Source organism: Paenisporosarcina sp. P4_D4 (genome assembly GCF_056401835.1).
Map to the genome: position 1 here is coordinate 34,733 of NZ_JBFUIO010000009.1, position 23,229 is coordinate 57,961.

The window sequence follows — 23,229 nt, forward strand, 5'->3', positions numbered from 1 at the left end:
TACCACGATGAAATTTGACCAAATTGATCAACCGAATAGCAGTTCTTTCATGACTGATTTTTATGCTCAAAAGGAAGAGCTTTCTGCTTATTTTCATTATTTACCGAACCAAACATCTTTTGTGGATCGTGCAATGACATTAAAATCGCACCGTATAGACCGAACACAACTGACAAAAGTAATCCGTGACTATATGGCGAATTTGCCTCATAGCGAAAAAGTGGATTTTCATTTGAAAGAGTTGGAAGAAAATGCCCTTGTCGTTATTGGAGGACAACAAGCGGGATTACTTACTGGACCACTTTATTCTGTACATAAAGCGATATCAATTGTCCTGTTGGCCAAACAGCAACGGGAAGCTTTAGGTGTTCCAGTCGTACCTGTTTTTTGGATTGCGGGAGAAGACCATGACTTAGACGAAATAAACTCTACTTTCACGCCATTACGGGGGACTTTACAAAAACAAACCTATAATGTTCGACCTAATCGTAAACAAATGGCGTCTGAGAGTATGCTTGAGACCGGAAAATTACAGTCTTTTATTCGTGACGTCTTTAAACAATTCACGGAAACGGCTTATACGAAAGTATTGCTTCAAAAGTATTTGAAAGTTGCCGAACAAACTTCAACCTATAGTCAATTTTTCACCGTAATGATGCATGACTTTTTTGCCAATGAAGGCTTGTTGCTGATTGATGCAGCATTCGAACCCCTTCGACGCTATGAATCTCCTTATTTTGAGAAGATGATAGACCAAGCGCAAGAAATTGCATCACTTGTTGTCGAACAGGAAAATCGTTTTCAGCAAGCGGGATACGGTCAACCTATTCAAGCTTCCGTAGACAGTGGTAACTTATTCATCGTAGAAAATGGAGAACGATTTTTATTAAAGCACTTCGATGGGACGTTTAAAAATGAAGCTGCGGGTCTCACTTACACTAAACATGAATTATTGGACATTGCAAAAAATTATCCAGAACGCTTGAGCAACAATGTAGTGACACGTCCGTTAATGCAGGAAATGGTATTCCCTGTCTTAGCATTCATTGGTGGCCCTGGTGAACTGGCGTATTGGGCAACTTTCAAGACCATGTTTGAACATTTTGATATGGAATTACCTGTCATCGTGCCTCGCTTATCTATGACCATTATTGACAGAAAGTCCAAACAGTATTTGAATGAGCTTGATTTACCACTGGAAAGTGTTTTCAATGGACAAATGCAAGTGCATAAACAGGACTTTATGGATGATGTTAAAGATGATGTGTCGGAAGAAATAATTCGGGAAATCCAGCAGACACTGGTTGAGCATTACGAAAAACTAACAAATCATTTAGCCACAACACAAGCATCTACTTCGCTTTCCGTTCTGACGGAGAAAAATTTGGTGATTCATAACAACCAATTTAGTTACTTGAGCCGAAAAATAGAAGATGCCAATTTGTTGCGTCATGAAGTGAAGCTTCGTAAGTACAATCATATTGAAGGGTTTCTTTTCCCGGAATATAAGTTACAGGAACGTTGGTTTAGCCCATTATTGTTCTTAAATGAAGTGGGCCCAACGTTAATTGATGATCTTTTATCTCAACCGTTTGAATTTAACGGAAAGCATAAAGTCATTTCGTATTAATTCTTAAGTCTGTTAACTATTAATGTTGATATGTATAAGAATTATTGTTACTCCAATCAACGGATTTCGCTTMTGTTTGCGTATCTCTTCATATTATTTCATTACTAAGATGGTCGGCTATTTCTGAAGACTCCTGCGGAAAAACGAAATAAGCTAGACCCCACAGGCTCAGCTGTCATAGACAGCTGAGCCGAGGAGGCTAGCGTTTCGTCCGCGGAAAGCGAAAGAAATAGCCGACCATAAACTTTTTCGATAGAGTGCAATAGATAAGAATGCGAATTTTTATACTTTTATATTGATTAATATTCTTTTGTCAACAAACTGAAGCCGTCTCGGTTAAAGAGACGGCTTTTTTCTATGGGGTAAAAGGCTTTTAGGCTGTTTCAGCAAGTACTATTTACACATTTCATCGTGTAATGAAAAAAAAATATAAAAATGGTGGAGGAAAGTGGGGGGATGTGGTACATTAATGACAATAAGTGGGGTGAGTAGGATGTTCATGGGAGAATATCAACATAGTGTTGATGCGAAGGGCCGTCTTATTATACCGGCAAAATTTCGTGAGCACCTTGAAGAGACATTTGTAATTACAAGAGGTCTTGATAACTGCTTATTCGGCTATCCTATGAATGAATGGCGAAAACTTGAAGAAAAATTAAAGGCGTTACCTGTAACTAAAAAAGATGCCCGTGCTTTTACGCGATTCTTCTTTTCAGGAGCAACAGAAGTTGAAATCGATAAGCAAGGTCGCATAAATATACCAAGTACATTACTATCCCATGCAAATGTGGAAAAAGAATGTATCGTTCTTGGCGTTTCAAATCGAATTGAGATTTGGGCAAAAGATTCTTGGACATCCTATTTTGATGAATCCGAGGACTCATTTAACGATTTAGCTGAAAATATGATTGGCTTTGATATCTAAGGAAAACAGATATGCCCATGTAAGCTCAACTCCAGCGATCGAAAGCACGATGCGAAAGCCTGCTTTCGCATGAGAGACTGAAGCTTAGGAGTGAGCTGGGCTTCGGAGTTAGACATAAGAAAATTAGGAGGACGAACCGTTGTTCAACCATACAACCGTATTACTTCATGAAACCGTTGACGGATTGAACATTCGTCCAGACGGTACATATGTTGACTGCACCCTTGGTGGAGCGGGACATAGTGAATATTTAGTACAACAGTTAAACGATCAAGGAAGATTGATTTGCTTTGATCAAGACACAATCGCAATCGAAAATGCGAAAATTCGTCTGTCAGATCATTTGCACAAAGTAATCTTTGTACATGCGAATTTCCGCTTCATAAAAGAAAAGCTTCACGAACTTGGCATCGAAAAAGTGGATGGGATCCTGTATGACCTGGGTGTTTCATCACCACAACTCGATACGCCGGAACGTGGATTTAGTTACAACCATGATGCACCTTTGGACATGCGTATGGATACTTCTGCGCCACTTTCGGCCTATCACGTGGTCAACGAATGGGAATTCAATGATTTGGTTCGCATTTTCTATCGCTATGGTGAAGAGAAATTCTCAAAACAGATAGCTCGCAAGATTGAAGAAGCCAGAAAACATGCACCAATCGAAACAACAGGACAACTTGTAGAATTAATTAAAGATGGGATCCCGGCACCTGCCCGAAGAAAAGGCGGACATCCTGCGAAACGCGTATTCCAAGCAATTCGGATTGCAGTGAATGATGAACTAGGAGCTGCTGAACAATCACTCCAAGATGCACTCGACTTGCTTGCATTAAATGGACGTATCAGCGTCATCACTTTCCACTCACTGGAGGACCGCATTACGAAAACCATTTTCAAAGAAGCAGCCTCATACCCGGATCTACCACCAAATTTACCGGTCATCCCAGAAGGCATGGAACCTATGTTGAAATTAGTAACAAGAAAACCGATATTACCAAGTGAAGAAGAATTACTTCACAATAATCGCTCTCGATCAGCGAAGCTACGAATCGCTGAAAAAATAAAGGATGAAGGACGTGTCTAAATGGCAATGCACGCAAAAACACAAACAACTTACATAAAGCAGCCTGTCGTTAATCCACAGCCTGCCATCCATCCGTCGACTAAGCCGGAACGGAAAATTTTTACTAAAGGTGAGAAAATATTATTTGCAGTCTTCGTATCCGTCGTTGCATTGTTTTGTGTGATGATTTTACAGACACAAGCAAGCATTCACACATCTGCTCAAGACATTCGATCAATTGAACAGCAAATCGATGAAACAAAAAAACAGAATACAGATTTGTCCATTCAAGTTAGTGAGCTCTCAAAGTATGAGCGAGTTTGGGAAAAAGCTAAAGCACTTGGCTTGAAACTGAACGAGCAAAATGTGAAGGTCGTACCGGGACAATGAAGAAGAAATTTCGATTTCAATGGGGAGCCTTTCTGATGTTATTGTTCTACGGAGGGCTCTTTTTTCTATTGTTGTCAAGGATGATATTTATTCAGGTCACGGGAGAAGCGGATGGGCAAGCGCTTGCAGCAAAAGCAGCCGCTAAATATGAAAGAGAACAAGTGATTACTTCGAGTCGAGGTAAAATTCTCGATAAAAACGGTGAAATTATTGCGGAAGATACATTGAGCTACCGATTAGTAGCGGTGCTCAGTCCAGAAGCAACGGCAGATGCAAAAAATCCGCAACATGTAAATGATGTGGAGAAAACGGCAACTGTACTTGCTGAATACATTCCATTATCAAAAGAGAAAATAATGGAACGTTTATCGAAAGAAGACGTTTATCAAGTTGAATTTGGTTCTGCTGGCAGAGATATCAGTCATGAAGTCATGACGAAAATTTCGGAGCATAAATTGCCTGGTCTCGTTTTTGTCAAAGATTTAAAACGTTTTTACCCAAATGGGACATTTGCTTCTCATTTAATTGGTTTTGCCGTGAAAGAAGAACAGGAAGATGGCACTTTCCAGACAGTAGGTAAAATGGGTCTTGAATCGATTTATAACAAGCAATTAACTGGGAAAAATGGAAAAGTGCAATACGAAAGTGATTTATGGGGGTATCTACTACCGAATTCTGAAGAAATGGTGACGCCTGCACAGGATGGGCATAACATTCATCTGACGCTGGATAAAACAGTCCAGAATTTCCTTGAAGATGCCATGAGTCGTGTTGAGGAACAGTATAATCCTGAGAAAATAGTAGCGATGGTCGCAGATCCGAAGACGGGTAAAATTCTGGCCATGAGCCAGCGTCCCTCTTTCGATCCGGAAACACGTGAAGGACTGACAACAAACTGGTTGAATGAAACTATTGAAAATACGATAGAACCAGGTTCCACGATGAAGACGTTTACGGTTGCTGCTGCCATGGAAGAAGGCAAATGGGATCCGAACGCTTGGTACCAATCGGGACAATATACATTACTCGACCGAACAATCCGTGACCACAATCGTACAGGATGGGGTACGATTACGTTTGAAGAAGGATTCCAACGATCCTCAAACGTTGCCATGGCTTATTTACTAGAGAGACTGGGTGACACCGTCTTCCTTGAATACTTGGACAAATTTGGCTTTGGCAAGAAAACAGGCATTGACCTGCCAAATGAAGCAAGCGGGGAAATTATCAGTAAGTGGCCGATCGACCGTCTGGTTTCTACGTTTGGTCAAGGATCCACTGTGACCCCTATGCAACTGATTCAAGCCGAAACAGCCATTGCTAATGATGGAGTCATGATGAAACCGTATGTTATCGAAAAAATAGTAAACCCCTCTACCAATGAGGTCATGCATGACTCAAAACCGGAACAAGCAGGTAAACCTATTTCTGCGGAAACTGCAAAAAAAATGCGGGAGTTATTGGCCTCTACGGTTACGGCTGAACACGGGACGGCTAAAAGATTTGAACTGACGGATTATACGGTGGCCGGAAAAACGGGAACTGCGGAAATTCCGGATGAGTTTGGACGCTATCAGAAAGGGTATGAAAACTATTTGTATTCATTCCTTGGCATGGCTCCCGCAGAAGATCCACAGTTGGTGGTATATGTGGCGGTTTCTAAACCGAAATTAAAAGATGGTGAAGTGGGATCCATTCCTGTTTCGGAAATATTCAAATCCGTGACTGAAAATAGTTTGAAATACATGAACATCAAACCACAGCAAGTAAAATCCATTCCATCAGTGACACTGCCGGACGTGAAAGATAAAGATTTGGCGATGGCTCAAAGTACCATGCTTGAACATAAAATGAATGCAGTGACTATCGGAGAAAATGGCAAAGTTCAAGAGCAGTTTCCAGCTGCTGGTACTGAAATTCTTCCAGGGAGTCTGGTCCTGTTGAAAACACAAGGTCCTATCACGATACCGGACTTTACGAATTGGTCTAAACGTCATATTTGGGTATACCAAGAGCTTTCCGGATTAAACATTGAAGTCGTCGGAGAAGGGTATGTCGTAAGTCAAAGTGTTTCCAAAGGGTCGGTCGCGAACGAACAGACCCCGATCGTTATTAAATTGGAAACACCGGAAGAAACCAATAAAAAAATAGAACCACCGCCGGTTAAAGATGGAGAAGAAACACTTCCGCAAGATTAAATATTGAATAGGCACTCCATTCCTATCATACGTTGTTAAAAAACAAGGTGTGGTTAAAATGAAGGCAGGAGTGCCTCAGCAATTGAAAATCAGAGTTCGGACAATGGTTCTTCTCTTTTTTTGCTTAAGTATTGCATCATTGGGGAAATTGATTTACATGCAATTTTTTCAATATGAATGGCTTACTGAGAAAGCAGAAGAGAATTGGGATCGTGAAATTCCATTTTCACAGACAAGAGGCAACATTCGCGATCGTGATGGTGAATTAATTGTAGGAAGCAAGCTCTCACCGACGCTGTATTTTATGCCTGCTCAAAATGAAGATGTTGAGAGTGCTGCTGCAAAACTAAGCAAAGCTCTTAATATTGACGAAAATAAACTGGTTGAGCAGATGAGTAAAAAAACATTCCTAATAAAATTGGCGCCTGCAGGAAAGAATATAGAGCTCGGTAAAGCGATTGAAATCCAATCCTTAAAAATTCCTGGTTTATATACAGGGGTTGACTATGTTCGAGATTATCCCCATGATGAAATATTGTCTCGGTTATTGGGGTTCACTGGATACGATCATGAAGGTCTAGCCGGTATTGAATATCAATACAATGAATTTTTGACATCGACAGAATCAACGCTCAGATTATTTACAGATGCAAAAGGCACTTCCTTGCCCCATGTAAATGACGAATGGGGGAAAGGAAAGGATGGTTCGACGATCGATTTGACGATTGATTTAGATGTCCAAGAAGTGATAGAAAGAGAATTATCCCAGGCAATGAAGAAATATGATGCTGATCAGGCGATGGGAATTGCCATGAATCCAAAAACAGGAGCGATTCTGGGATTAGCTTCGTTCCCGACTTTCCATCCTTTACAATATGACAAAGTGAGTCCTAGCGTTTATAATCAGAACTTGCCGGTGTCGATGACATTTGAACCTGGTTCAACTTTCAAAATAATCACGCTTGCAGCTGCTCTTGAAGAAGGGAAAGTGGATTTAAAAAAAGAAGCTTTTTATGATCCGGGGTATGCGATTGTCGAAGGCGCAAGGTTGCGATGCTGGAAAAGGGAAGGTCATAAGCATCAGACTTTTTTGGAAGTGGTTGAAAACTCTTGTAACCCAGGCTTTATTGAACTAGGTCAACGTGTTGGACGTGACAAGCTGTCGCAATACATACGTGATTTTGGTTTTGGGCAAAAAACAGGATCATCCATTGCTGGTGAATCCTCAGGAATTCTGTTTTCTAAAGGAAGTTATGGACCTGTCGAACATGCGACTACATCGTTCGGCCAAGGAATTTCAACAACACCCATTCAACAAGTTCAGGCAGTATCAGCTGCTGTCAATGGCGGTACTTTGTTTCAACCCTATGTTGTAAATCGAATTTACAATGAACAAACGAACGAAGTGATAAAGGAAAACAAACCAACGAAAGTAAGACAGGTTATTTCTGAAGAAACATCCAAACAAGTTCGTGAAGCATTGGAATCAGTTGTGGCGAACGGCTCAGGCCGAAATGCATTCCGCGATACGATGCGCATTGGAGGGAAAACAGGGACTGCTCAAAAGGCTGTTAACGGTCGCTATGTAGAAGGGCAATACATTGTTTCGTTTATTGGCTTTGCACCGGCTAACGACCCTGAAATCGTGGTATATATCGCCATAGATAATCCAAAACACGTGTTGCAGTTCGRTGGAGTTATTGCTGCACCGATTGTAGGACAAATCATTGAAGATAGTGCCCCTTTTATTGGATTCAAGAATTCTGCCAAAGATCAACTTGAAAAAGAGTATCGTTGGGGAGATGCAATGCAATTGCGAGTACCTGAACTAGTAGGTCTCGAGAAAAATAAAGTGATTAAAATGGAAGAGCCTTTCAGAATTGAATGGCACGGGACGGGAAATAAAATCATCTCCCAGCTTCCAAAAGCAGACAGTTTACTGTCTGTAGACGGTACGGTTCATTTATACTTAGGTGAATAATAGTAATAACGACAACCATCGTTTATTTGAAGGAGAATACATATGACACTCGCAACAACACTTATGATTGTAGGGATTGGCTTTGTCCTTACGATACTGTTAACTCCACTTTTCATTCCGGCATTAAAGCGAATGAAGTTTGGTCAAAGTATCCGTGAGGAAGGTCCTCAATCCCATATGAAAAAAGCCGGCACCCCTACGATGGGAGGGCTTGTTTTTATTGTTTCCATTGTCCTCACGACTCTAGGCGTTGCTTTTTATTTGGAAATGTTAACCACACAAACGATTGTTTTAGTCATCGTGTTTGTCGGTTTTGGCGTCATTGGCTTTTTGGATGACTTTATTAAAGTTGTATTAAAAAGAAATTTAGGATTAACATCCTTACAAAAATTGATTGGGCAAATCGTTATTGCCGTAGCCTCTTTCTTCTTGTTAAAGCAAGGTCCATTTGAAACTACAGTAGGTATACCGTTCACGGACTGGTCAGTTGATCTTGGCTTTGCCTATGTATTATTCATGGTGTTTTGGCTGGTAGGATTCTCGAATGCAGTCAATTTGACAGATGGTCTGGACGGCTTAGTTTCAGGAACAGCCTCCATTGCTTTTACAACATTTGGCGTATTGGCCATGTATTACAATCAACAAGATATTGCGATTTTCGCGTTTGCCGTAACAGGCGCACTTCTTGGTTTCTTAATTTTCAATGCAAATCCTGCTAAATTATTTATGGGGGATACTGGTTCGCTCGCACTGGGTGGAGCTCTGGCGATGGTTTCGATTTTAGTTAAGCAAGAGCTTTTGTTGCTGCTTGTTGGGATCATATTCGTTGCAGAAACGCTGTCCGTAATTTTACAAGTCATCAGTTTTAAAACGACTGGAAAACGAATATTTAAAATGAGTCCTCTTCATCACCATTTTGAATTATCCGGCTGGTCTGAATGGAAAGTTGTCGTCGTCTTTTGGTCAACGGCATTCCTTGCAGCCTTTATTGTCGTTATGATGGAGGTATTATAAATGAAAAGCATTACACAATTTACATCAAAAAAAGTATTGGTACTGGGACTTGCAAAAAGCGGCGTCGCAGCTGCGGAGCTGCTCCACAAATTAGGTGCTTTTGTTACCGTCAATGACGCGAAACCATTTGAGGAAAGTCAAGATGCACAGAATTTATTGAGTAAAGGAATTACCGTCATTTGCGGAAGACATCCTGAGGATTTGCTGGACGAAGGATTCGAATATGTAATTAAAAATCCTGGTATTCCTTATCACAACCCGATTGTCAGTGACGCTATTTCCCGGGGAATACCGGTTTGGACAGAAATTGAACTTGCCTATTTAATAAGCGAGGCTCCGTTTATCGGCATTACAGGCTCGAATGGTAAAACAACCACTACTACCTTACTTTTCCATATATTGAATCAAGGTGGTCAAAAGCCATTAATCGCCGGCAATATCGGTACGGTAGCTTGTTCAGTTGCGCAAGAGGCACAGGCGGACCAAATCATCGTAACTGAATTATCATCATTCCAATTGATGGGTGTTGATCAATTCAAACCGAAAATCTCGATTTTGACTAATTTATATGAAGCCCATTTGGATTATCACGGATCTTTCGAAGAATATGGCGATGCAAAATTTGCAGTCACCAAAAATCAAACGTCTGAAGATATTTTCATTTACAATGCAGATCAACCAGCAGTGGTTAATTATGCAAGCAAAACTAAAGCAAAACTTTTGCCGTTTTCTACTAAAGGACGTCGTCAAGATGGAATCAGTGCGGATGCTGAACGTATCTATTGGCTCGGCGAACCATTCCTTGAAAGAAAATCAATTGCTTTGCCTGGAGAACACAATCTAGAAAACATTTTAGCTGCAGTTGCTACATCCATTTTAATGTCTTGTCCAAAAGAAACAATTGAGCATGTCTTGACGTCCTTTACTGGAGTAAAACATCGCACACAATTCGTACGCGAATGGAAGCAACGCAAGTTCTTCAATGATTCGAAAGCAACGAATACTTTAGCAACCAAGAGTGCGCTCGCAGCCTTCAAGGAACCTATCATATTAATTGCTGGTGGATTAGATCGCGGCCATTCATTTGAGGAAATGCGTGAGTATATGGGGAACGTGAAAGTTATCGTGACATTTGGAGAAACGGCTGAGCGTCTTATTGAATTTGCCGAATCATGTGGAGTTAAAGGTTTGGAAAAAGTCGAGAATATTCAACAAGCCGTTCATGTCGCAACTGAGTTATCAAAACCACATGATGTCATTCTGCTTTCACCAGCATGTGCGAGTTGGGATCAATATGCAAACTTTGAGTTGCGTGGAGACGATTTCATCCAAGCAGTCTTTCAAATCAACTAATAAGAATAACAGACGAAGGGATGCCAAAACTGCAGAAAAGACCGACAAATGTTTTTCTGTTTACTAGTTTACTATTAACTGTCATTGGCTATTTTTTTGTTTACTCTGCCGGCTCTTACTGGGGGAAAGTGCATTACCAAGACAGTTTGCCATTCTTCTGGAAACAGGCAATGTTCGGCACCTTGGGGATGTTATGTGCACTTGTTATGTCGAAAATGACGTTCCTGAGCAATCGAAAATTCTGGAAGATTGCTTATATTTTATCCATTCTTCTGCTTTTTTCGGTGTACATCCCCGGTCTAGGGATTGTAAGGAATGGATCCCAAAGCTGGATTCAAATCGCCGGTTTCAGCTTGCAACCTGCTGAATTCGTCAAGATTTCAGTCATTGGATTTCTAGCTTGCATGCTGGCACAAAAGTCTACTGGACTCAAAAGACGCTATGTTCAGCCCATACTGATTTGTTTGGTTCCCGCTGGAATCATATTGGTCCAGCCGGATTTTGGTTCAGCTTTTCTGTTAATTGTGGGTGGATTTTCCCTGTTGTTCATCGCGGGGTTTCCGGTGCGCTTCTTCGTTGGTATTGGGTCCATTGGCGTATTGGCTCTCGTTGGCTTGATCATTTCTGCACCTTACAGATTAAAGCGTATATATGCCTTCCTCGATCCATGGGAAGATGCATTGAATAGCGGTTTTCAAGGTACCCAATCTTTAATGGCGATCGGACCATCGGGATTGTTTGGTCACGGCTTCGGCCAAAGTCGACAGAAGTTCCTTTATTTGCCCGAACCACAAAATGATTTCATTTTCTCGATCATTGTGGAGGAAATGGGCTTTATCGGTGCTTTCTTGTTAATTGGGTTGTTCTGCCTGTTCTTGTACACAGGATATAGACTAGCCGTATTGGCGCCAACCAAAGTAGGTTTTTATGCGATTGCAGGAATTCAATCGATGATTGGTTTCCAAATATTTTTAAATATTGGGGTGGTCATTGGCTTATTCCCAGTAACAGGTGTAACATTACCATTTATTAGTTACGGTGGCTCATCTTTACTTTCAACCTGGCTCATTGTCGGGCTAATTCTACGATTTTCAAAAGACTGATAGATAGGAAGGAGTGAATAACGTGGATAAAATTATCGACATTGAAGACCGTATACCAACGCTGAGAGAGCGCAGAAAAAAGAGAACAAATCGCAAGTTCACGTTATTGCTCGTCTTTTTCCTATTAACTTTACTTGGTCTCCTCTATTTTCAATCTCCGTATAGTCACGTTCAAACCATTGTCGTAAAAGGGTCTAATTTAGCGACAAGTGACGAATATATTGATCGAAGTGGTATTCAAAAAGGACAATCCATGTGGGAAATCCGGACAAGTAATGCCGAAGAAATTTTACAAAAAAATGAATGGATTCAAGATGTCACAGTTAAGCGAAGCGGTTTAACGGCGGTAACAATTGAATTAAAAGAGTGGAAAAAAGCAGCCTATGTACAAACAGAAGATGGCTTTGATTTGGTACTTGAAAATGGAACTGTGTATCATACCTCTGAAAACATGGCGCCGGTCGATGCACCTGTATTAAGTGCGTTTGATAATCCAAAAGCATTGACTCGTATGGTGAAGGAACTTGCCAAATTAAACGGTGAAGTTTTGTCCATGATTTCACAGATAGAATCTGTTCCATCTAAGGCAGACCCTTACCGCATTCGATTATTTATGAATGACGGATTTGAAGTTAGGGCCGTAATTCCGTCATTTGCTGAAAAAATGAATTATTATCCATCAATCATTGCACAAATCGGTGAATCTGAAAAAGGTGTCATTGACATAGAAGTGGGATCCTTCTTCCAGACATATGTAGATATGTATAATCCACAGCCAAAGGAGGAGGAGGAAGTTGAAAAAACTCCAGAATAAGCCTAATCGTTCGGTTGTGAACAAACGTATTATTTTTTCTTTAGTGTGCCTAGTGCTAGGCTTTATTTTAGCCTATTCCTATAGTCTATCGAGCAGTAAAAAGATGAGCGGAGATCCTACCAGCAGCAAGTATTTTGAACATGAGGAACGCTACAGGGAAGACCTTATTCAGCAAAAAGAACGAAATAAAGAGTTGGAAACAGAATTAGTGGCGAGACAACAACAAGTTCGCGAGATTGAAAAATCACTGTCAGGAAGTGAAGAGCAGTACGAGAGTCTGATAGATGAAGCGGAAGATTTACGATTACTTCTAGGAATTCTTCCTTCCACAGGTGAAGGAGTAATAGTTCAACTTGAAGATGCCGAGTACGATCCAGCTTCAGTCAATCCAAATGACTATATTGTTCACGAAAGTCATGTATTCCAGGTGCTGAATGAACTGAAAATATCTGGAGCACAAGCAATAGCTATCAATGGACAAAGATTGCAAGCCAATTCGTACATAAAATGCAACGGTCCGGTCATAACGATTGATGGAAAACAGTTCCCTGCTCCATTCGTTATTGAGGCAATAGGTGATCCAACTGTATTAATGCCATCATTGAAACTCACTGGTGGTGTGCTAGATCAATTGCTTAATGATAATATTGTGGTAACAATCGAAGAAAAATCAAAAATACAAATGCCAGCGTTATAAGAAAAGCGGAAAGCGCCACTCTAGCCTGACTCCGGCGCTGGAAGACCCGATTCGAAGGCTTACTTTCGCATGAGGGTCTGAAGCTTAGGAGCGGGCTGGCGTTTGGAGTTAGACCTAGAAAAGCGGAAAGCGCCATTCTAGCCTGACTCCGGCGCTGGAAGACCCGATTCGAAAGCTTGCTTTCGCATGAGGGTCTGAAGCTTAGGAGTGGGCTGGCGTTTGGAGCTAGACCTAGAAAAGCGGAAAGCGGAAAGCGCCACTCTAGCACACCACCGCTACTTTTAGAATGGCATGGACAAGCAAGCATGGACAACCTCTTTACATGAAAGGAAGGAGCGGTTCAATGAAACAAGGTGTTTATGTCCGCTTCACGTTTATCTTATTAATTGTAGGTTTTATGGTTGCGGTACAATACAATACGGTACAAAAACCAGAATCACGGGATACGCGTGATATTTGGGAAATCAGGCAAGAGCTGTCGGCAGAAAAACAACTGCATTCAGAGCTTTTGTCAGAAATTAGAGATGTTAATGAAACCATCACAAAGTATGAAAATTTGCAGTCCGAGAGCCCTGCGCAAGCATTGAACGAAACGCTTGAAACGTTAAGAGCAAAAGCGGGTTTGACCGTAGTGACAGGACCTGGATTGGAACTGGTAATTGAACCTTCTTTGGAAGGAATTGCACTTGGTGACAATGTAACGGGTATCTCACCAGATTTACTCGCTCGCTTGCTTAATGAAATTAACCGTTTTAACGGGCATGCTGTTTCAATCGATGGGAAACGCATTATTCATTCCTCACCAATCAGGGATATTAATGGGCAGACGACAGTTAATAGTTTAAATGTCAGAACTCCGCCATTTAAAATTAGAATTGGAACGGAGACCATGGAAGATGCTGAAAAGCTATACAACCATCTACAATCTTCTATGATTGCGGACGACTTCTTTATCGATAATCTGACTTTAAAGATAGGCGAACCAAAAGAGCAAATAAGTATTCCAGCTTATGATCAGCCCATTGAAAATGACTACTTGAAAAATACATCGAAAGGGGACTAACATATGTGGCTACCATTACTAGGATTAATCTTGGGTATATCTCTCGGATTACTAACTGATATTCAAATCCCTTCGGTGTATGAAAACTATTTATCAATAGCAGTTTTAGCAGCGCTTGATACATTATTTGGAGGTATTCGAGCACAACTTCAACATGTATATGATGACAAAGTGTTCGTATCTGGATTTTTCTTCAATATTGCGCTAGCTGCGGGACTAGCTTTTCTTGGCGTACATTTAGGCGTTGACTTGTATTTGGCAGCTATTTTCGCTTTCGGAGTAAGACTATTCCAAAATATAGCAGTGATTCGACGGATATTATTGACAAGATGGACGGAAAGAAAAGGGACTATTGACTAAAAAACAGTCGAATAGAAGGAAAATTTACAACTTTTGACGATTTTACTTAGACAAGCTTGATAGAATGCAATAGAATGATGAGTAAAGAGTTGTTGAAGGAGGTGCCACGGATTGAATCAGACAGAATTATATGTTTCTCTCGATATTGGTTCTTCATCAATTAAGGTCCTTATCGGAGAGATGACGAACGGTTCCCTAAACGTTATTGGCGTTGGGAATGTAAAATCAAACGGAATTAGAAAAGGTGCAATTGTCGATATTGATGCGACCGTGCAGTCCATTAAAAAAGCAATCGACCAAGCTGAACGAATGATCGGAATGTCTATAAACGAAGTCGTGTTAGGAATTCCTGCAAATCAAGCCATGTTGCATCAAGTTAAAGGCGTGGTGGCAGTTAATAGTGAGAATCGTGAAATTACCGATGATGATTTAGATCGCGTGATAGACTCGGCCCAAGTGATGTCGATTCCGCCTGAAAGAGAATTAGTCAATTTAGTACCCAAACAATTTATTGTGGATCATCTGGATGAAATTAAAGATCCTCGCGGCATGATTGGTATCCGTCTAGAAATGGATGGAACAATGATGACGACATCAAAAACGATTTTACATAATGTTTTACGTTGTGTGGAGCGTGCGGGTCTTCAAATCCGTGAAATATATTTGCAACCACTCGCTTCTGGCTATTTTGCATTATCAGAAGATGAAAAAAATCATGGAACCGCATTCATTGATATTGGTGGCGGTTCAACTACGATTGCTGTCTTCCAAGATGGTCATTTAACACACACATCCGTATTGCCGGTCGGTGGGGATCATTTAACTAAAGATTTATCTATTGTTTTGAAAACACCAACTGAACAAGCGGAAAAAATTAAACATCAATATGGACATGCCTTTTATGATGATGCATCTGACGATGAATTGTTTGAAGTTCCTGTGATTGGTGCAGAAATGAAAGAACAATATAGTCAAAGATACATATCTGAGATTATTGGCGTTCGTTTAGAAGAGTTATTTGAATTAGTCTTAGAAGAATTCTATCGTATGGGTCTTCAAGATTTACCTGGTGGAGTGGTCATTACGGGTGGGGTTGCAAAATTAGAAGGGCTTTCCCAATTGGCTCGCCATATTTTGCAAACTCGCGTCAGACTTTATACACCTGAGTATATCGGAGTACGTGAACCGGGTTACGCTACAGCAGTCGGGTTAATACGCTACGCTTATATGGAAGATCAATTCTTTAACCGATTCGGTGGAAACAGTGCGTTAGGGCAACCAAAAAAACCTGAACAACATTCACCAGCTCCCAAAAAACAAAAACAGCAAACACAGACAAAAGAAGAAGACAAAGAAGGCGTGATGGGGAAAGCTCGCAAATTCCTCGATAAATTTTTCGAATAATAAACTTAGAGACTATTTGTAATTGAAGGAGGAAATGCGATGTTGGAGTTTGATACAAGTGTAGACCAACTTGCCGTCATCAAAGTCATTGGTGTCGGTGGTGGCGGAAATAACGCTGTAAACCGTATGATTGAACACGGAGTTAAAGGTGTAGAATTTATTGCAGTCAATACAGATGCACAAGCATTGAATTTATCAAAAGCAGAAGTGAAGTTACAAATCGGCGCGAAATTGACGCGTGGACTTGGTGCAGGAGCGAACCCTGAAGTAGGTAAAAAAGCTGCTGAAGAAAGCAAAGAACAAATCGAAGAAGCTTTACGTGGTGCTGATATGGTTTTCGTTACTGCTGGTATGGGTGGCGGAACTGGAACAGGTGCTGCACCTGTAATTGCACAAATTGCACGTGAAATTGGTGCTTTGACAGTAGGTGTTGTAACTCGTCCATTCACATTTGAAGGTCGTAAGCGTTCTACTCAGGCAATTGGCGGTATCGGATCGATGAAGGAAGCGGTTGATACATTAATCGTTATTCCTAATGACCGATTACTTGAAATTGTTGATAAAAACACACCGATGTTGGAAGCATTCCGTGAAGCGGATAACGTTCTTCGTCAAGGTGTACAAGGTATTTCGGATTTGATTGCCGTACCTGGTTTAATTAACTTGGACTTTGCTGACGTTAAAACTATTATGTCAAACAAAGGTTCTGCTCTTATGGGTATCGGTATTTCTTCTGGTGAAAACCGTGCTGCTGAAGCTGCGAAGAAGGCCATTTCAAGTCCTCTTCTTGAAACATCAATTGACGGAGCTAAGGGTGTTTTAATGAACATCACTGGCGGTTCAAACTTAAGCTTATTTGAAGTTCAAGAAGCGGCTGATATCGTTGCATCTGCGTCTGATGAAGATGTTAATATGATTTTCGGTTCTGTAATCAATGATAATTTGAAAGATGAAATTATCGTAACAGTAATTGCTACTGGATTTAACGAAGAACAAATTACTCATCGTACAACAAGAAGCGGTGGATTTGGTGCAGGGCGTGCTCAACAAGCTCAAGCTCCTCAACAACCACAACATGTTCCAACTCGTGAATCTAGACGTGAGGAAGCACCTTCTTACCAACAAGAAGCACCAAGAAGAGAGCAACAAACTTCACATCAAGAAGATACGTTAGATATTCCTACGTTCTTGCGCAACCGTCAAAAGAGAAACTAATAACGAAAAGTGAAGAAGAATATAAATTAGAAGCCCAACTTAAGTAGCTTAAATTGCTACTTAAGTTGGGCTTTTTTTGTCGTAGATTTTTTTAATAGAGATACAAGAACTGACATGTTTTGCGACGGACAAGTGATACCTTATTTGTAGGAGGTGAGAAAATGTATGCTGAAGTCTTGATCTCGATTAATACACTCATTAATTTTTCATTACTTTCCTTTTCAAACAAAATGGGTTCGTTTCATCAAAAGTCTTGGCGATTATGGCTCAGTGCATTTATGGGTGGTGTAAGTGTTGTTCTGTTTGGTGGTAGTTTCCTTTCAATCGTTGCAACCTTTGTAGTTATGACGACAATTGCTTTTGGAATGAATCGCACCAATTGGATACTGGCAGCAACAAATACTTTAATTGGGGCTTTGTTTGCCGGTGGTCTACTGACAGTCATACAGCCACTTTTAGCCAATGCCAGCTGGTATGTAGTTTTGATGGTTGCAGGTAGTGTGTTGGTGTTTAGTTTAATGGGTGTCAGAAAAAATTGGTTCCGTGTCAATCTGACGGCCTTGAAAGATTCGTATGTCGGTCAAGTGACCATTCGCTTGTTTCAACAAGAATTTCAACTCACCTCATATTCAGACACTGGCAACCAATGCATAGAACCGTTGTCAGGCAATCCTGTTCATTTTATTTCTGCAGAAAAAATGAAATCATACCTCCCAATGGATTTGTGGCAGTATCTTTACGATTTTGAAGGAAGTTCATCTGAAAATTTTAAAGATGTTCCTTTACCATTTCGCTCTCAATTGCGATTGATTCGTCTCCAGACCGTTCAAAATGAATCGACATGGGCAATTGGCATTAAAGTTGATCATATCCGTTTGAAAACAAAAACTGAGCAATCATTGGCGCCGTGTTATATCGTTCTGACTAAAAACAGCAAACATTTTCCACGTCAAACAGATGTTATTTTGCATGCTTCAACATTATTCAGCTAATCATGGGAGGGCGAATGCTATGTTAATGAAAATTTGGAACAGACTGATCGAGCTATGGAGTCGATGGCGTAGTAAAGGAACATACTATATTGGCGGTAGTGAGTCATTGCCACATCCAATGAATCGTGAAGAAGAAGCAAAAACGATTGATGCGTTTATGAATGGCAGTCTTTCTGCTCGTGACACGTTGATTGAGCGTAATTTGAGGCTTGTTGTCTATATTGCAAGACGTTTCGAAAATACTGGTACACATATTGAAGATTTAATCAGCATTGGTTCGATTGGACTTATTAAAGCGATTGAAACATTCAATACAGAAAAGAAAATTAAACTTGCCACATATGCTTCACGTTGTATTGAAAATGAAATTCTGATGCATCTTCGAAAAACGAGCAGATTAAAATCTGAAGTTTCTTTTGACGAACCATTAAACTCGGATGCTGATGGCAACGAATTGTTACTTTCGGATATTTTAGGCACTGACGAACATATTATTGCAGAAGACGTTGAGAAAAAGATTGAACGTCAATTTATGTTTTCTGCAATTGATTTATTAGAAAAGAGGGAAAAATATATTATGGAATGTCGTTTCGGATTAAATGGTCAAGAAGAAATGACTCAAAAAGAAGTTGCAGATATGCTTGGGATATCACAGTCTTATATTTCCCGATTAGAAAAGAAAATTATTCATGATTTGAGAGAAGAATTAAATCAACCAACAGCTTAATGGATGAAATTGGACGTATTGCAAAACGCATAGTTTCTTACGAGGCGGACACACTGATATGTATCACAGTGTTAAACAGTTCGGAGGAAAAAGCGATGGTACGTACAAAAGTCGAATTATGTGGTGTAGATACGTCAAAGCTACCTGTTTTATCAAACGAAGTGATGACACAAACTTTTATAAGGTTTCAAAGTGGAGATGAATTAGCAAGAGAAGAGCTTGTGATGGGTAACTTACGATTGGTCCTCAGTTTAGTCCAGCGTTTTGCCTACAGAGGAGAACAAGCTGATGACTTGTTTCAAGTGGGCTGTATAGGCCTGATCAAATCAATTGAAAACTTTGATTTAAAACACAATGTGCGTTTTTCAACGTATGCAGTGCCTATGATAATTGGAGAAATCAGAAGACATTTGCGTGATCATCATCCGGTACGTGTATCAAGGTCTTTGCGAGATATTGCATATAAGTCAATGAAAGCCAAAGAGCAGTATATCGCAGAACATTTACATGAACCCACTTTACAGCAGTTGTCAGAGATGATTGATATTCCCCATGAAGATATTCTATTTGCTTTGGATGCCATTCAAGAACCCATTTCGTTGCAGGAGCCTATTTATCACGACGGGGGAGACCCGGTATTCATGCTCGATCAGTTAAAAGATGAGCAAGTGTCAGAAGAATCCTGGTCCACTTATGTTTTTATGAAAGAAAGCATAAGCAAGCTAGACATTCGGGAGCAAAAAATATTAGCTAAACGTTATTATTATGGTGAAACCCAAACTGAAATCGCTAAAGAATTGGGAATTTCCCAGGCTCAGATTTCAAGGTTGGAGAAACACGCCATCCGTGTCATAAAAGAAGAATACAACATTGATTACAGATGAATCAATAAAGCTTTTATTCCTTTTCTGGAATAAAAGCTTTATTTTTTGTTTATGAACATAAACTGTAGAAAGGGGGAATGACCGTTGAAATTTACTGATATCCAACAGAAGGAATTTATTGAGGCAAGTGATGGCCGCATGCTCGGCTTCGTTAATGACGCCAGAATTTCAAAAGAAAATGGAACGATTGAATCTTTTTTCCTGGCAGAACCGAAAAAGATGCTAGAATTGTTTTCAGGCAATCGTCCAACAATTGTTATCAGATTATCAGATATTAAAGTCATTGGTAAAGATGTTGTCATCGTTCAGTCCAGAGGTTCTGAACAGGGATAAGCATTGAATATTCAACGCTTGATTGGTACAATATATAGACAATACCCATATCAAAAAGTTAGGAACTTCTAAAAATGCCAATACAGCGTAAACTTCAACAAATACAACAGCAAATCAGTCAGGCATGTGCCCGTGCCAATCGTTCTATCAACGATGTTCATATTATAGCAGTCACTAAATCTGTTACTGTAGAGAGAACGCAGGAAGCCCTATATGCAGGACTTAATCATCTTGGAGAAAATCGTCCGGAGGGTTTGCTGGCAAAACAAGCTGAAATTGACACGCCCGCAATCTGGCATTATATCGGTTCATTACAAACACGCAAAGTTAAGCAAGTCATAAACAATGTTCAGGTTTTGCACTCATTGGATCGAATGAGCCTAGCTGACGAAATTCAAAAAAGGGTAACCCAAAAGATTGATTGCTTTGTTCAGGTCAATGTTTCCGGTGAACAAGCTAAGCATGGAATTGAATTGAGGGATGTTCATTCATTCATTGAATCTTTAAGTGACCATCATCAAATACGCATCATTGGATTAATGACTATGGCACCAAATACGTCTGATGAACAAGTGATTCGCAATGTCTTTAAATCTCTCAAGGACATGCAAATGAATATAGCCAGCAAAGGCTATGTACATGCACCTTGTACAGAATTATCTATGGGTATGTCGAATGATTTTGAAATCGCAATAGAAGAAGGCGCCACATACGTCCGAATCGGTACAGCACTAGTCGGAGATGAAAGTGAGGATCTTACATGAGTATGAAAAATAAATTCAAAAACTTTTTTTACTTAGATGAAGAAGAAGAAATTCCAACAACGAATGAACGCAGAAAAGAGTCTCAGCCAATGCCTCAACCGACTGTTCGCAAAACGACAAAGGAAAGAAGAGTTGTGCAAGCAGAGTCAAATACAACGCCAAACATTGTGAGCCTCCAAAACTTACAAAAATCTTCAAAAGTAATCTTGGTGGAACCACGGGTGTATGCTGAAGCACAAGATATTTCGGAGCATTTGAAAAACAAACGTGCAGTTGTGGTCAATTTACAACGTATCGATAAAGATCAGGGAATTCGGATTGTGGATTTTTTAAGTGGAACCGTGTATGCTTTAGGCGGAGATATTCAGCGAATTGGCACCGATATTTTCTTGTGTGCACCCGATACCGTTGAAGTGGCTGGAGCCATTTCCGACTACTTTTATGATGACATACAATAATTGAGGTGTAATTAGTACTTATGGATTTTGTAATTTATATACTTAATGAAGCAATTTATGTGTATTCAATTTTACTGATCATCTATATTTTCATGTCTTGGGTACCAAGTGTGAAAGAATCGAGTATCGGTCGGATGTTTGAAAAAATATGCGAACCGTACTTAGAAGTGTTCAGACGCTTTATCCCACCTTTTGGAATGATTGATGTATCGCCAATTGTGGCTATACTTGTTTTAAACCTCGCACGTGGAGGATTGGCAACTTTAAGTGGACTTGTCTAACAGATTGCCTCACTTTCGTGGGGCTTTTTTTGACCATTGAAAGGAAGAGCAAAGATGGAACAAGTTTTGCAACATTTCCGTAAAGACGAACAATCATTTATCGAACAAGTCAGCGGATGGCTTAGGGAGACACAGGATCGCTATGCGCCAAAGTTGACTGATTTTTTAGATCCAAGACAGCAATTTATCGTACATGCCCTTATCGGTCAGAATGGAGATGTGTTAACGACGGCTTTTGGTGAATTTCCGGAAGCTGAAAGAAAACGTATGCTTATTTCCCCTTCATATTTCGCTGCGACTGATGATGACTATGACATCACAATGTTTTCGATTAAATACCCTTCGAAATTCATCAACATTGAGCACCCCGATGTTTTAGGCTCCCTTATGTCATTAGGATTGGATCGATCAAAATTCGGAGATATTCGCGTTGACGACAATCGAATTGAATTTGCGGTAGCTTCGGAAGTTGCAGATTTTGTGCGGATGCATCTTACCTCCATTGGCAAAGCCAAAGTTCATGTTGAAGAACTGCAACCTGATCATTCCTATCTAGAAAACCAGGATGTTTGGGTGGAGGAAACGCATACGGTAAGCTCAATGCGAATTGATACCATCATCGCTTCTCTATTTAATGTTTCCAGACAGAAAGCATCGCTGTTGGTTCATGGCGGAAAAGTGAAAGTGAACTGGACTGTTCGCGAACAACCATCATTCGAACTGCATGAATCCGATTTGCTATCTATTAGGGGCTATGGGAGAATTCGGATTGGCATGATTGAAGGACGTACAAAGAAAGACAAAATACGACTACAAATAGGGCGAATCGAACAAAATTCGTGAAATATATTCAAGAAAATTCGAATTATTGATGTCATCAACCACAATGAACGGTATAATAGTGGGAAATGATGCAGTAAGTAAAGGGGAGATTTTTGAAATGCCGCTATCACCACTAGATATTCATAACAAAGAGTTTGGTCGGGGGTTCCGAGGCTATAATGAAGATGAAGTCAACGAATTTTTGGACCAAGTGATTAAAGATTTCGAACTTCTAATCAAAGATAAAAAAGAATTGGAAGAGAAATTGAAGTCGTCAAGTGAGCGAGTTGGCCATTTCACAACTATTGAAATGACACTTCAGAAGTCAATCGTGGTTGCACAAGAAGCTGCAGAAGAAGTACGTCGAAACTCTCAAAAAGAAGCAAAGTTAATTGTTAAAGAAGCTGAGAAAAATGCGGACCGTATCGTAAATGAAGCGTTGACGAAAGCTCGCCGCATTGCMCTCGAGATCGAAGATTTGAAAAAGCAATCAAAAGTTTTCCGTAATCGTTTCAAAATGTTGGTGGAAGCACAACTTGATTTAATTAACACTGATGATTGGGATCACTTGATGCAATATGAAGTGGACACAACTCAGCTGGAAAGAATGGATTCAAAAGAAGACTAAGCACAGCTTGACGATTATGGAATCATTCCCTATAATATCTACATATTATAAGAAAAGCGAAGAACGTCTATATAGCAGGCGTTTGTAGCTAGACATAGTGAAACTATACACATTATTTTATATT

The 23,229-nt window shown here is 40.1% G+C and carries 24 protein-coding genes and 1 other annotated feature (1 of these 25 running past the window's edge); all 24 genes read left to right on the forward strand.

Features of this window, described 5'->3' with window-relative positions; all coding sequences use genetic code 11:
- Positions 1-7 precede the first annotated feature (7 nt).
- The 24 genes from bshC to AC1DSL_RS04580 all read left to right on the forward strand — a co-directional run bounded on the left by bshC (position 8) and on the right by AC1DSL_RS04580 (position 23,105).
- A complete protein-coding gene (bshC, locus tag AC1DSL_RS04465; protein ID WP_477531317.1) occupies positions 8-1,630 on the forward strand; it encodes a bacillithiol biosynthesis cysteine-adding enzyme BshC in 1,623 nt (540 codons plus the stop codon).
- A 493-nt stretch (positions 1,631-2,123) separates the two neighbouring features.
- A complete protein-coding gene (mraZ, locus tag AC1DSL_RS04470; protein ID WP_036659407.1) occupies positions 2,124-2,555 on the forward strand; it encodes a division/cell wall cluster transcriptional repressor MraZ in 432 nt (143 codons plus the stop codon).
- A 139-nt stretch (positions 2,556-2,694) separates the two neighbouring features.
- Positions 2,695-3,645, forward strand: a complete 951-nt coding sequence (gene rsmH / locus AC1DSL_RS04475) for a 16S rRNA (cytosine(1402)-N(4))-methyltransferase RsmH (RefSeq protein ID WP_477531318.1) — start codon at positions 2,695-2,697, stop codon at positions 3,643-3,645.
- A complete protein-coding gene (gene ftsL / locus AC1DSL_RS04480) occupies positions 3,646-4,014 on the forward strand; it encodes a cell division protein FtsL (protein ID WP_477531319.1) in 369 nt (122 codons plus the stop codon).
- Positions 4,011-6,212, forward strand: a complete 2,202-nt coding sequence (locus AC1DSL_RS04485) for a penicillin-binding protein (protein WP_477531320.1) — start codon at positions 4,011-4,013, stop codon at positions 6,210-6,212. Before ftsL ends, AC1DSL_RS04485 begins: the two co-directional genes overlap by 4 nt.
- Before the next feature lie 58 nt (positions 6,213-6,270).
- Complete coding sequence (locus AC1DSL_RS04490) at positions 6,271-8,193, forward strand: penicillin-binding transpeptidase domain-containing protein (protein ID WP_477531321.1); 1,923 nt, start codon at positions 6,271-6,273, stop codon at positions 8,191-8,193.
- 42 nt (positions 8,194-8,235) lie between these two features.
- The gene (mraY, locus tag AC1DSL_RS04495; protein ID WP_477531322.1) at positions 8,236-9,207 is read left to right on the forward strand and encodes a phospho-N-acetylmuramoyl-pentapeptide-transferase; all 972 of its coding nucleotides are present in this window, start codon (positions 8,236-8,238) and stop codon (positions 9,205-9,207) included.
- The gene (gene murD, locus AC1DSL_RS04500) at positions 9,208-10,560 is read left to right on the forward strand and encodes a UDP-N-acetylmuramoyl-L-alanine--D-glutamate ligase (protein WP_477531323.1); all 1,353 of its coding nucleotides are present in this window, start codon (positions 9,208-9,210) and stop codon (positions 10,558-10,560) included. It abuts the gene before it with no gap.
- Between the two features lie 20 nt (positions 10,561-10,580).
- Positions 10,581-11,663, forward strand: coding sequence for a putative lipid II flippase FtsW (gene ftsW / locus AC1DSL_RS04505; RefSeq protein ID WP_016427771.1), 1,083 nt, complete (start codon positions 10,581-10,583; stop codon positions 11,661-11,663).
- A 22-nt stretch (positions 11,664-11,685) separates the two neighbouring features.
- Positions 11,686-12,477, forward strand: coding sequence for a cell division protein FtsQ/DivIB (locus tag AC1DSL_RS04510; RefSeq protein WP_477531324.1), 792 nt, complete (start codon positions 11,686-11,688; stop codon positions 12,475-12,477).
- Positions 12,458-13,174 carry a DUF881 domain-containing protein gene (locus tag AC1DSL_RS04515; protein WP_477531325.1) on the forward strand — a complete coding sequence of 239 codons (717 nt, stop codon included), beginning with the start codon at positions 12,458-12,460 and terminating at the stop codon, positions 13,172-13,174. Before AC1DSL_RS04510 ends, AC1DSL_RS04515 begins: the two co-directional genes overlap by 20 nt.
- A gap of 343 nt (positions 13,175-13,517) precedes the next feature.
- A complete protein-coding gene (locus AC1DSL_RS04520) occupies positions 13,518-14,237 on the forward strand; it encodes a DUF881 domain-containing protein (protein WP_342541839.1) in 720 nt (239 codons plus the stop codon).
- 3 nt (positions 14,238-14,240) lie between these two features.
- Positions 14,241-14,597, forward strand: coding sequence for a small basic family protein (locus AC1DSL_RS04525; RefSeq protein WP_016427767.1), 357 nt, complete (start codon positions 14,241-14,243; stop codon positions 14,595-14,597).
- 111 nt (positions 14,598-14,708) lie between these two features.
- Entirely contained in the window at positions 14,709-16,001 is a 1,293-nt protein-coding gene (gene ftsA, locus AC1DSL_RS04530) for a cell division protein FtsA (protein WP_016427766.1), read from the forward strand.
- A gap of 39 nt (positions 16,002-16,040) precedes the next feature.
- Positions 16,041-17,216, forward strand: coding sequence for a cell division protein FtsZ (ftsZ, locus tag AC1DSL_RS04535; protein WP_016427765.1), 1,176 nt, complete (start codon positions 16,041-16,043; stop codon positions 17,214-17,216).
- Positions 17,217-17,377: 161 nt separating this feature from the next.
- On the forward strand, positions 17,378-18,208 hold the full coding sequence (locus AC1DSL_RS04540) for a sigma-E processing peptidase SpoIIGA (RefSeq protein ID WP_477531326.1): 831 nt from the start codon (positions 17,378-17,380) through the stop codon (positions 18,206-18,208).
- Between the two features lie 19 nt (positions 18,209-18,227).
- Positions 18,228-18,935: an RNA polymerase sporulation sigma factor SigE gene (gene sigE / locus AC1DSL_RS04545; protein WP_016427763.1), complete on the forward strand. Its 708-nt coding sequence runs from the start codon at positions 18,228-18,230 to the stop codon at positions 18,933-18,935.
- A 95-nt stretch (positions 18,936-19,030) separates the two neighbouring features.
- Entirely contained in the window at positions 19,031-19,819 is a 789-nt protein-coding gene (sigG, locus tag AC1DSL_RS04550) for an RNA polymerase sporulation sigma factor SigG (protein ID WP_036659758.1), read from the forward strand.
- An 84-nt stretch (positions 19,820-19,903) separates the two neighbouring features.
- Positions 19,904-20,152, forward strand: a complete 249-nt coding sequence (locus AC1DSL_RS04555; protein WP_016427761.1) for a YlmC/YmxH family sporulation protein — start codon at positions 19,904-19,906, stop codon at positions 20,150-20,152.
- Between the two features lie 74 nt (positions 20,153-20,226).
- Positions 20,227-20,916, forward strand: a complete 690-nt coding sequence (locus AC1DSL_RS04560; protein ID WP_016427760.1) for a YggS family pyridoxal phosphate-dependent enzyme — start codon at positions 20,227-20,229, stop codon at positions 20,914-20,916.
- Positions 20,913-21,374: a cell division protein SepF gene (locus AC1DSL_RS04565; RefSeq protein ID WP_016427759.1), complete on the forward strand. Its 462-nt coding sequence runs from the start codon at positions 20,913-20,915 to the stop codon at positions 21,372-21,374. Before AC1DSL_RS04560 ends, AC1DSL_RS04565 begins: the two co-directional genes overlap by 4 nt.
- 20 nt (positions 21,375-21,394) lie before the next feature.
- Positions 21,395-21,655 carry a YggT family protein gene (locus AC1DSL_RS04570; protein WP_016427758.1) on the forward strand — a complete coding sequence of 87 codons (261 nt, stop codon included), beginning with the start codon at positions 21,395-21,397 and terminating at the stop codon, positions 21,653-21,655.
- A 54-nt stretch (positions 21,656-21,709) separates the two neighbouring features.
- Positions 21,710-22,498, forward strand: coding sequence for a YlmH family RNA-binding protein (locus AC1DSL_RS04575; RefSeq protein ID WP_016427757.1), 789 nt, complete (start codon positions 21,710-21,712; stop codon positions 22,496-22,498).
- A gap of 97 nt (positions 22,499-22,595) precedes the next feature.
- Positions 22,596-23,105, forward strand: coding sequence for a DivIVA domain-containing protein (locus tag AC1DSL_RS04580; RefSeq protein ID WP_016427756.1), 510 nt, complete (start codon positions 22,596-22,598; stop codon positions 23,103-23,105).
- A 121-nt stretch (positions 23,106-23,226) separates the two neighbouring features.
- Positions 23,227-23,229 (forward strand) — a binding site (T-box leader) (it continues 221 nt past the right edge of the window).

What these genes read in the sequence shown, in the direction of transcription:
- bshC (WP_477531317.1), top strand. Translation starts at nt 8, where the DNA reads ATGAAATTTGACCAAATTGATCAACCGAATAGCAGTTCTTTCATGACT.
- mraZ (WP_036659407.1), top strand. Translation starts at nt 2,124, where the DNA reads ATGTTCATGGGAGAATATCAACATAGTGTTGATGCGAAGGGCCGTCTT.
- ftsL (WP_477531319.1), top strand. Translation starts at nt 3,646, where the DNA reads ATGGCAATGCACGCAAAAACACAAACAACTTACATAAAGCAGCCTGTC.
- AC1DSL_RS04485 (WP_477531320.1), top strand. Translation starts at nt 4,011, where the DNA reads ATGAAGAAGAAATTTCGATTTCAATGGGGAGCCTTTCTGATGTTATTG.
- mraY (WP_477531322.1), top strand. Translation starts at nt 8,236, where the DNA reads ATGACACTCGCAACAACACTTATGATTGTAGGGATTGGCTTTGTCCTT.
- murD (WP_477531323.1), top strand. Translation starts at nt 9,208, where the DNA reads ATGAAAAGCATTACACAATTTACATCAAAAAAAGTATTGGTACTGGGA.
- ftsW (WP_016427771.1), top strand. Translation starts at nt 10,581, where the DNA reads ATGCCAAAACTGCAGAAAAGACCGACAAATGTTTTTCTGTTTACTAGT.
- AC1DSL_RS04520 (WP_342541839.1), top strand. Translation starts at nt 13,518, where the DNA reads ATGAAACAAGGTGTTTATGTCCGCTTCACGTTTATCTTATTAATTGTA.
- AC1DSL_RS04525 (WP_016427767.1), top strand. Translation starts at nt 14,241, where the DNA reads ATGTGGCTACCATTACTAGGATTAATCTTGGGTATATCTCTCGGATTA.
- ftsZ (WP_016427765.1), top strand. Translation starts at nt 16,041, where the DNA reads ATGTTGGAGTTTGATACAAGTGTAGACCAACTTGCCGTCATCAAAGTC.
- AC1DSL_RS04540 (WP_477531326.1), top strand. Translation starts at nt 17,378, where the DNA reads ATGTATGCTGAAGTCTTGATCTCGATTAATACACTCATTAATTTTTCA.
- sigE (WP_016427763.1), top strand. Translation starts at nt 18,228, where the DNA reads ATGTTAATGAAAATTTGGAACAGACTGATCGAGCTATGGAGTCGATGG.
- sigG (WP_036659758.1), top strand. Translation starts at nt 19,031, where the DNA reads ATGGTACGTACAAAAGTCGAATTATGTGGTGTAGATACGTCAAAGCTA.
- AC1DSL_RS04560 (WP_016427760.1), top strand. Translation starts at nt 20,227, where the DNA reads ATGCCAATACAGCGTAAACTTCAACAAATACAACAGCAAATCAGTCAG.
- AC1DSL_RS04565 (WP_016427759.1), top strand. Translation starts at nt 20,913, where the DNA reads ATGAGTATGAAAAATAAATTCAAAAACTTTTTTTACTTAGATGAAGAA.
- AC1DSL_RS04570 (WP_016427758.1), top strand. Translation starts at nt 21,395, where the DNA reads ATGGATTTTGTAATTTATATACTTAATGAAGCAATTTATGTGTATTCA.
- AC1DSL_RS04575 (WP_016427757.1), top strand. Translation starts at nt 21,710, where the DNA reads ATGGAACAAGTTTTGCAACATTTCCGTAAAGACGAACAATCATTTATC.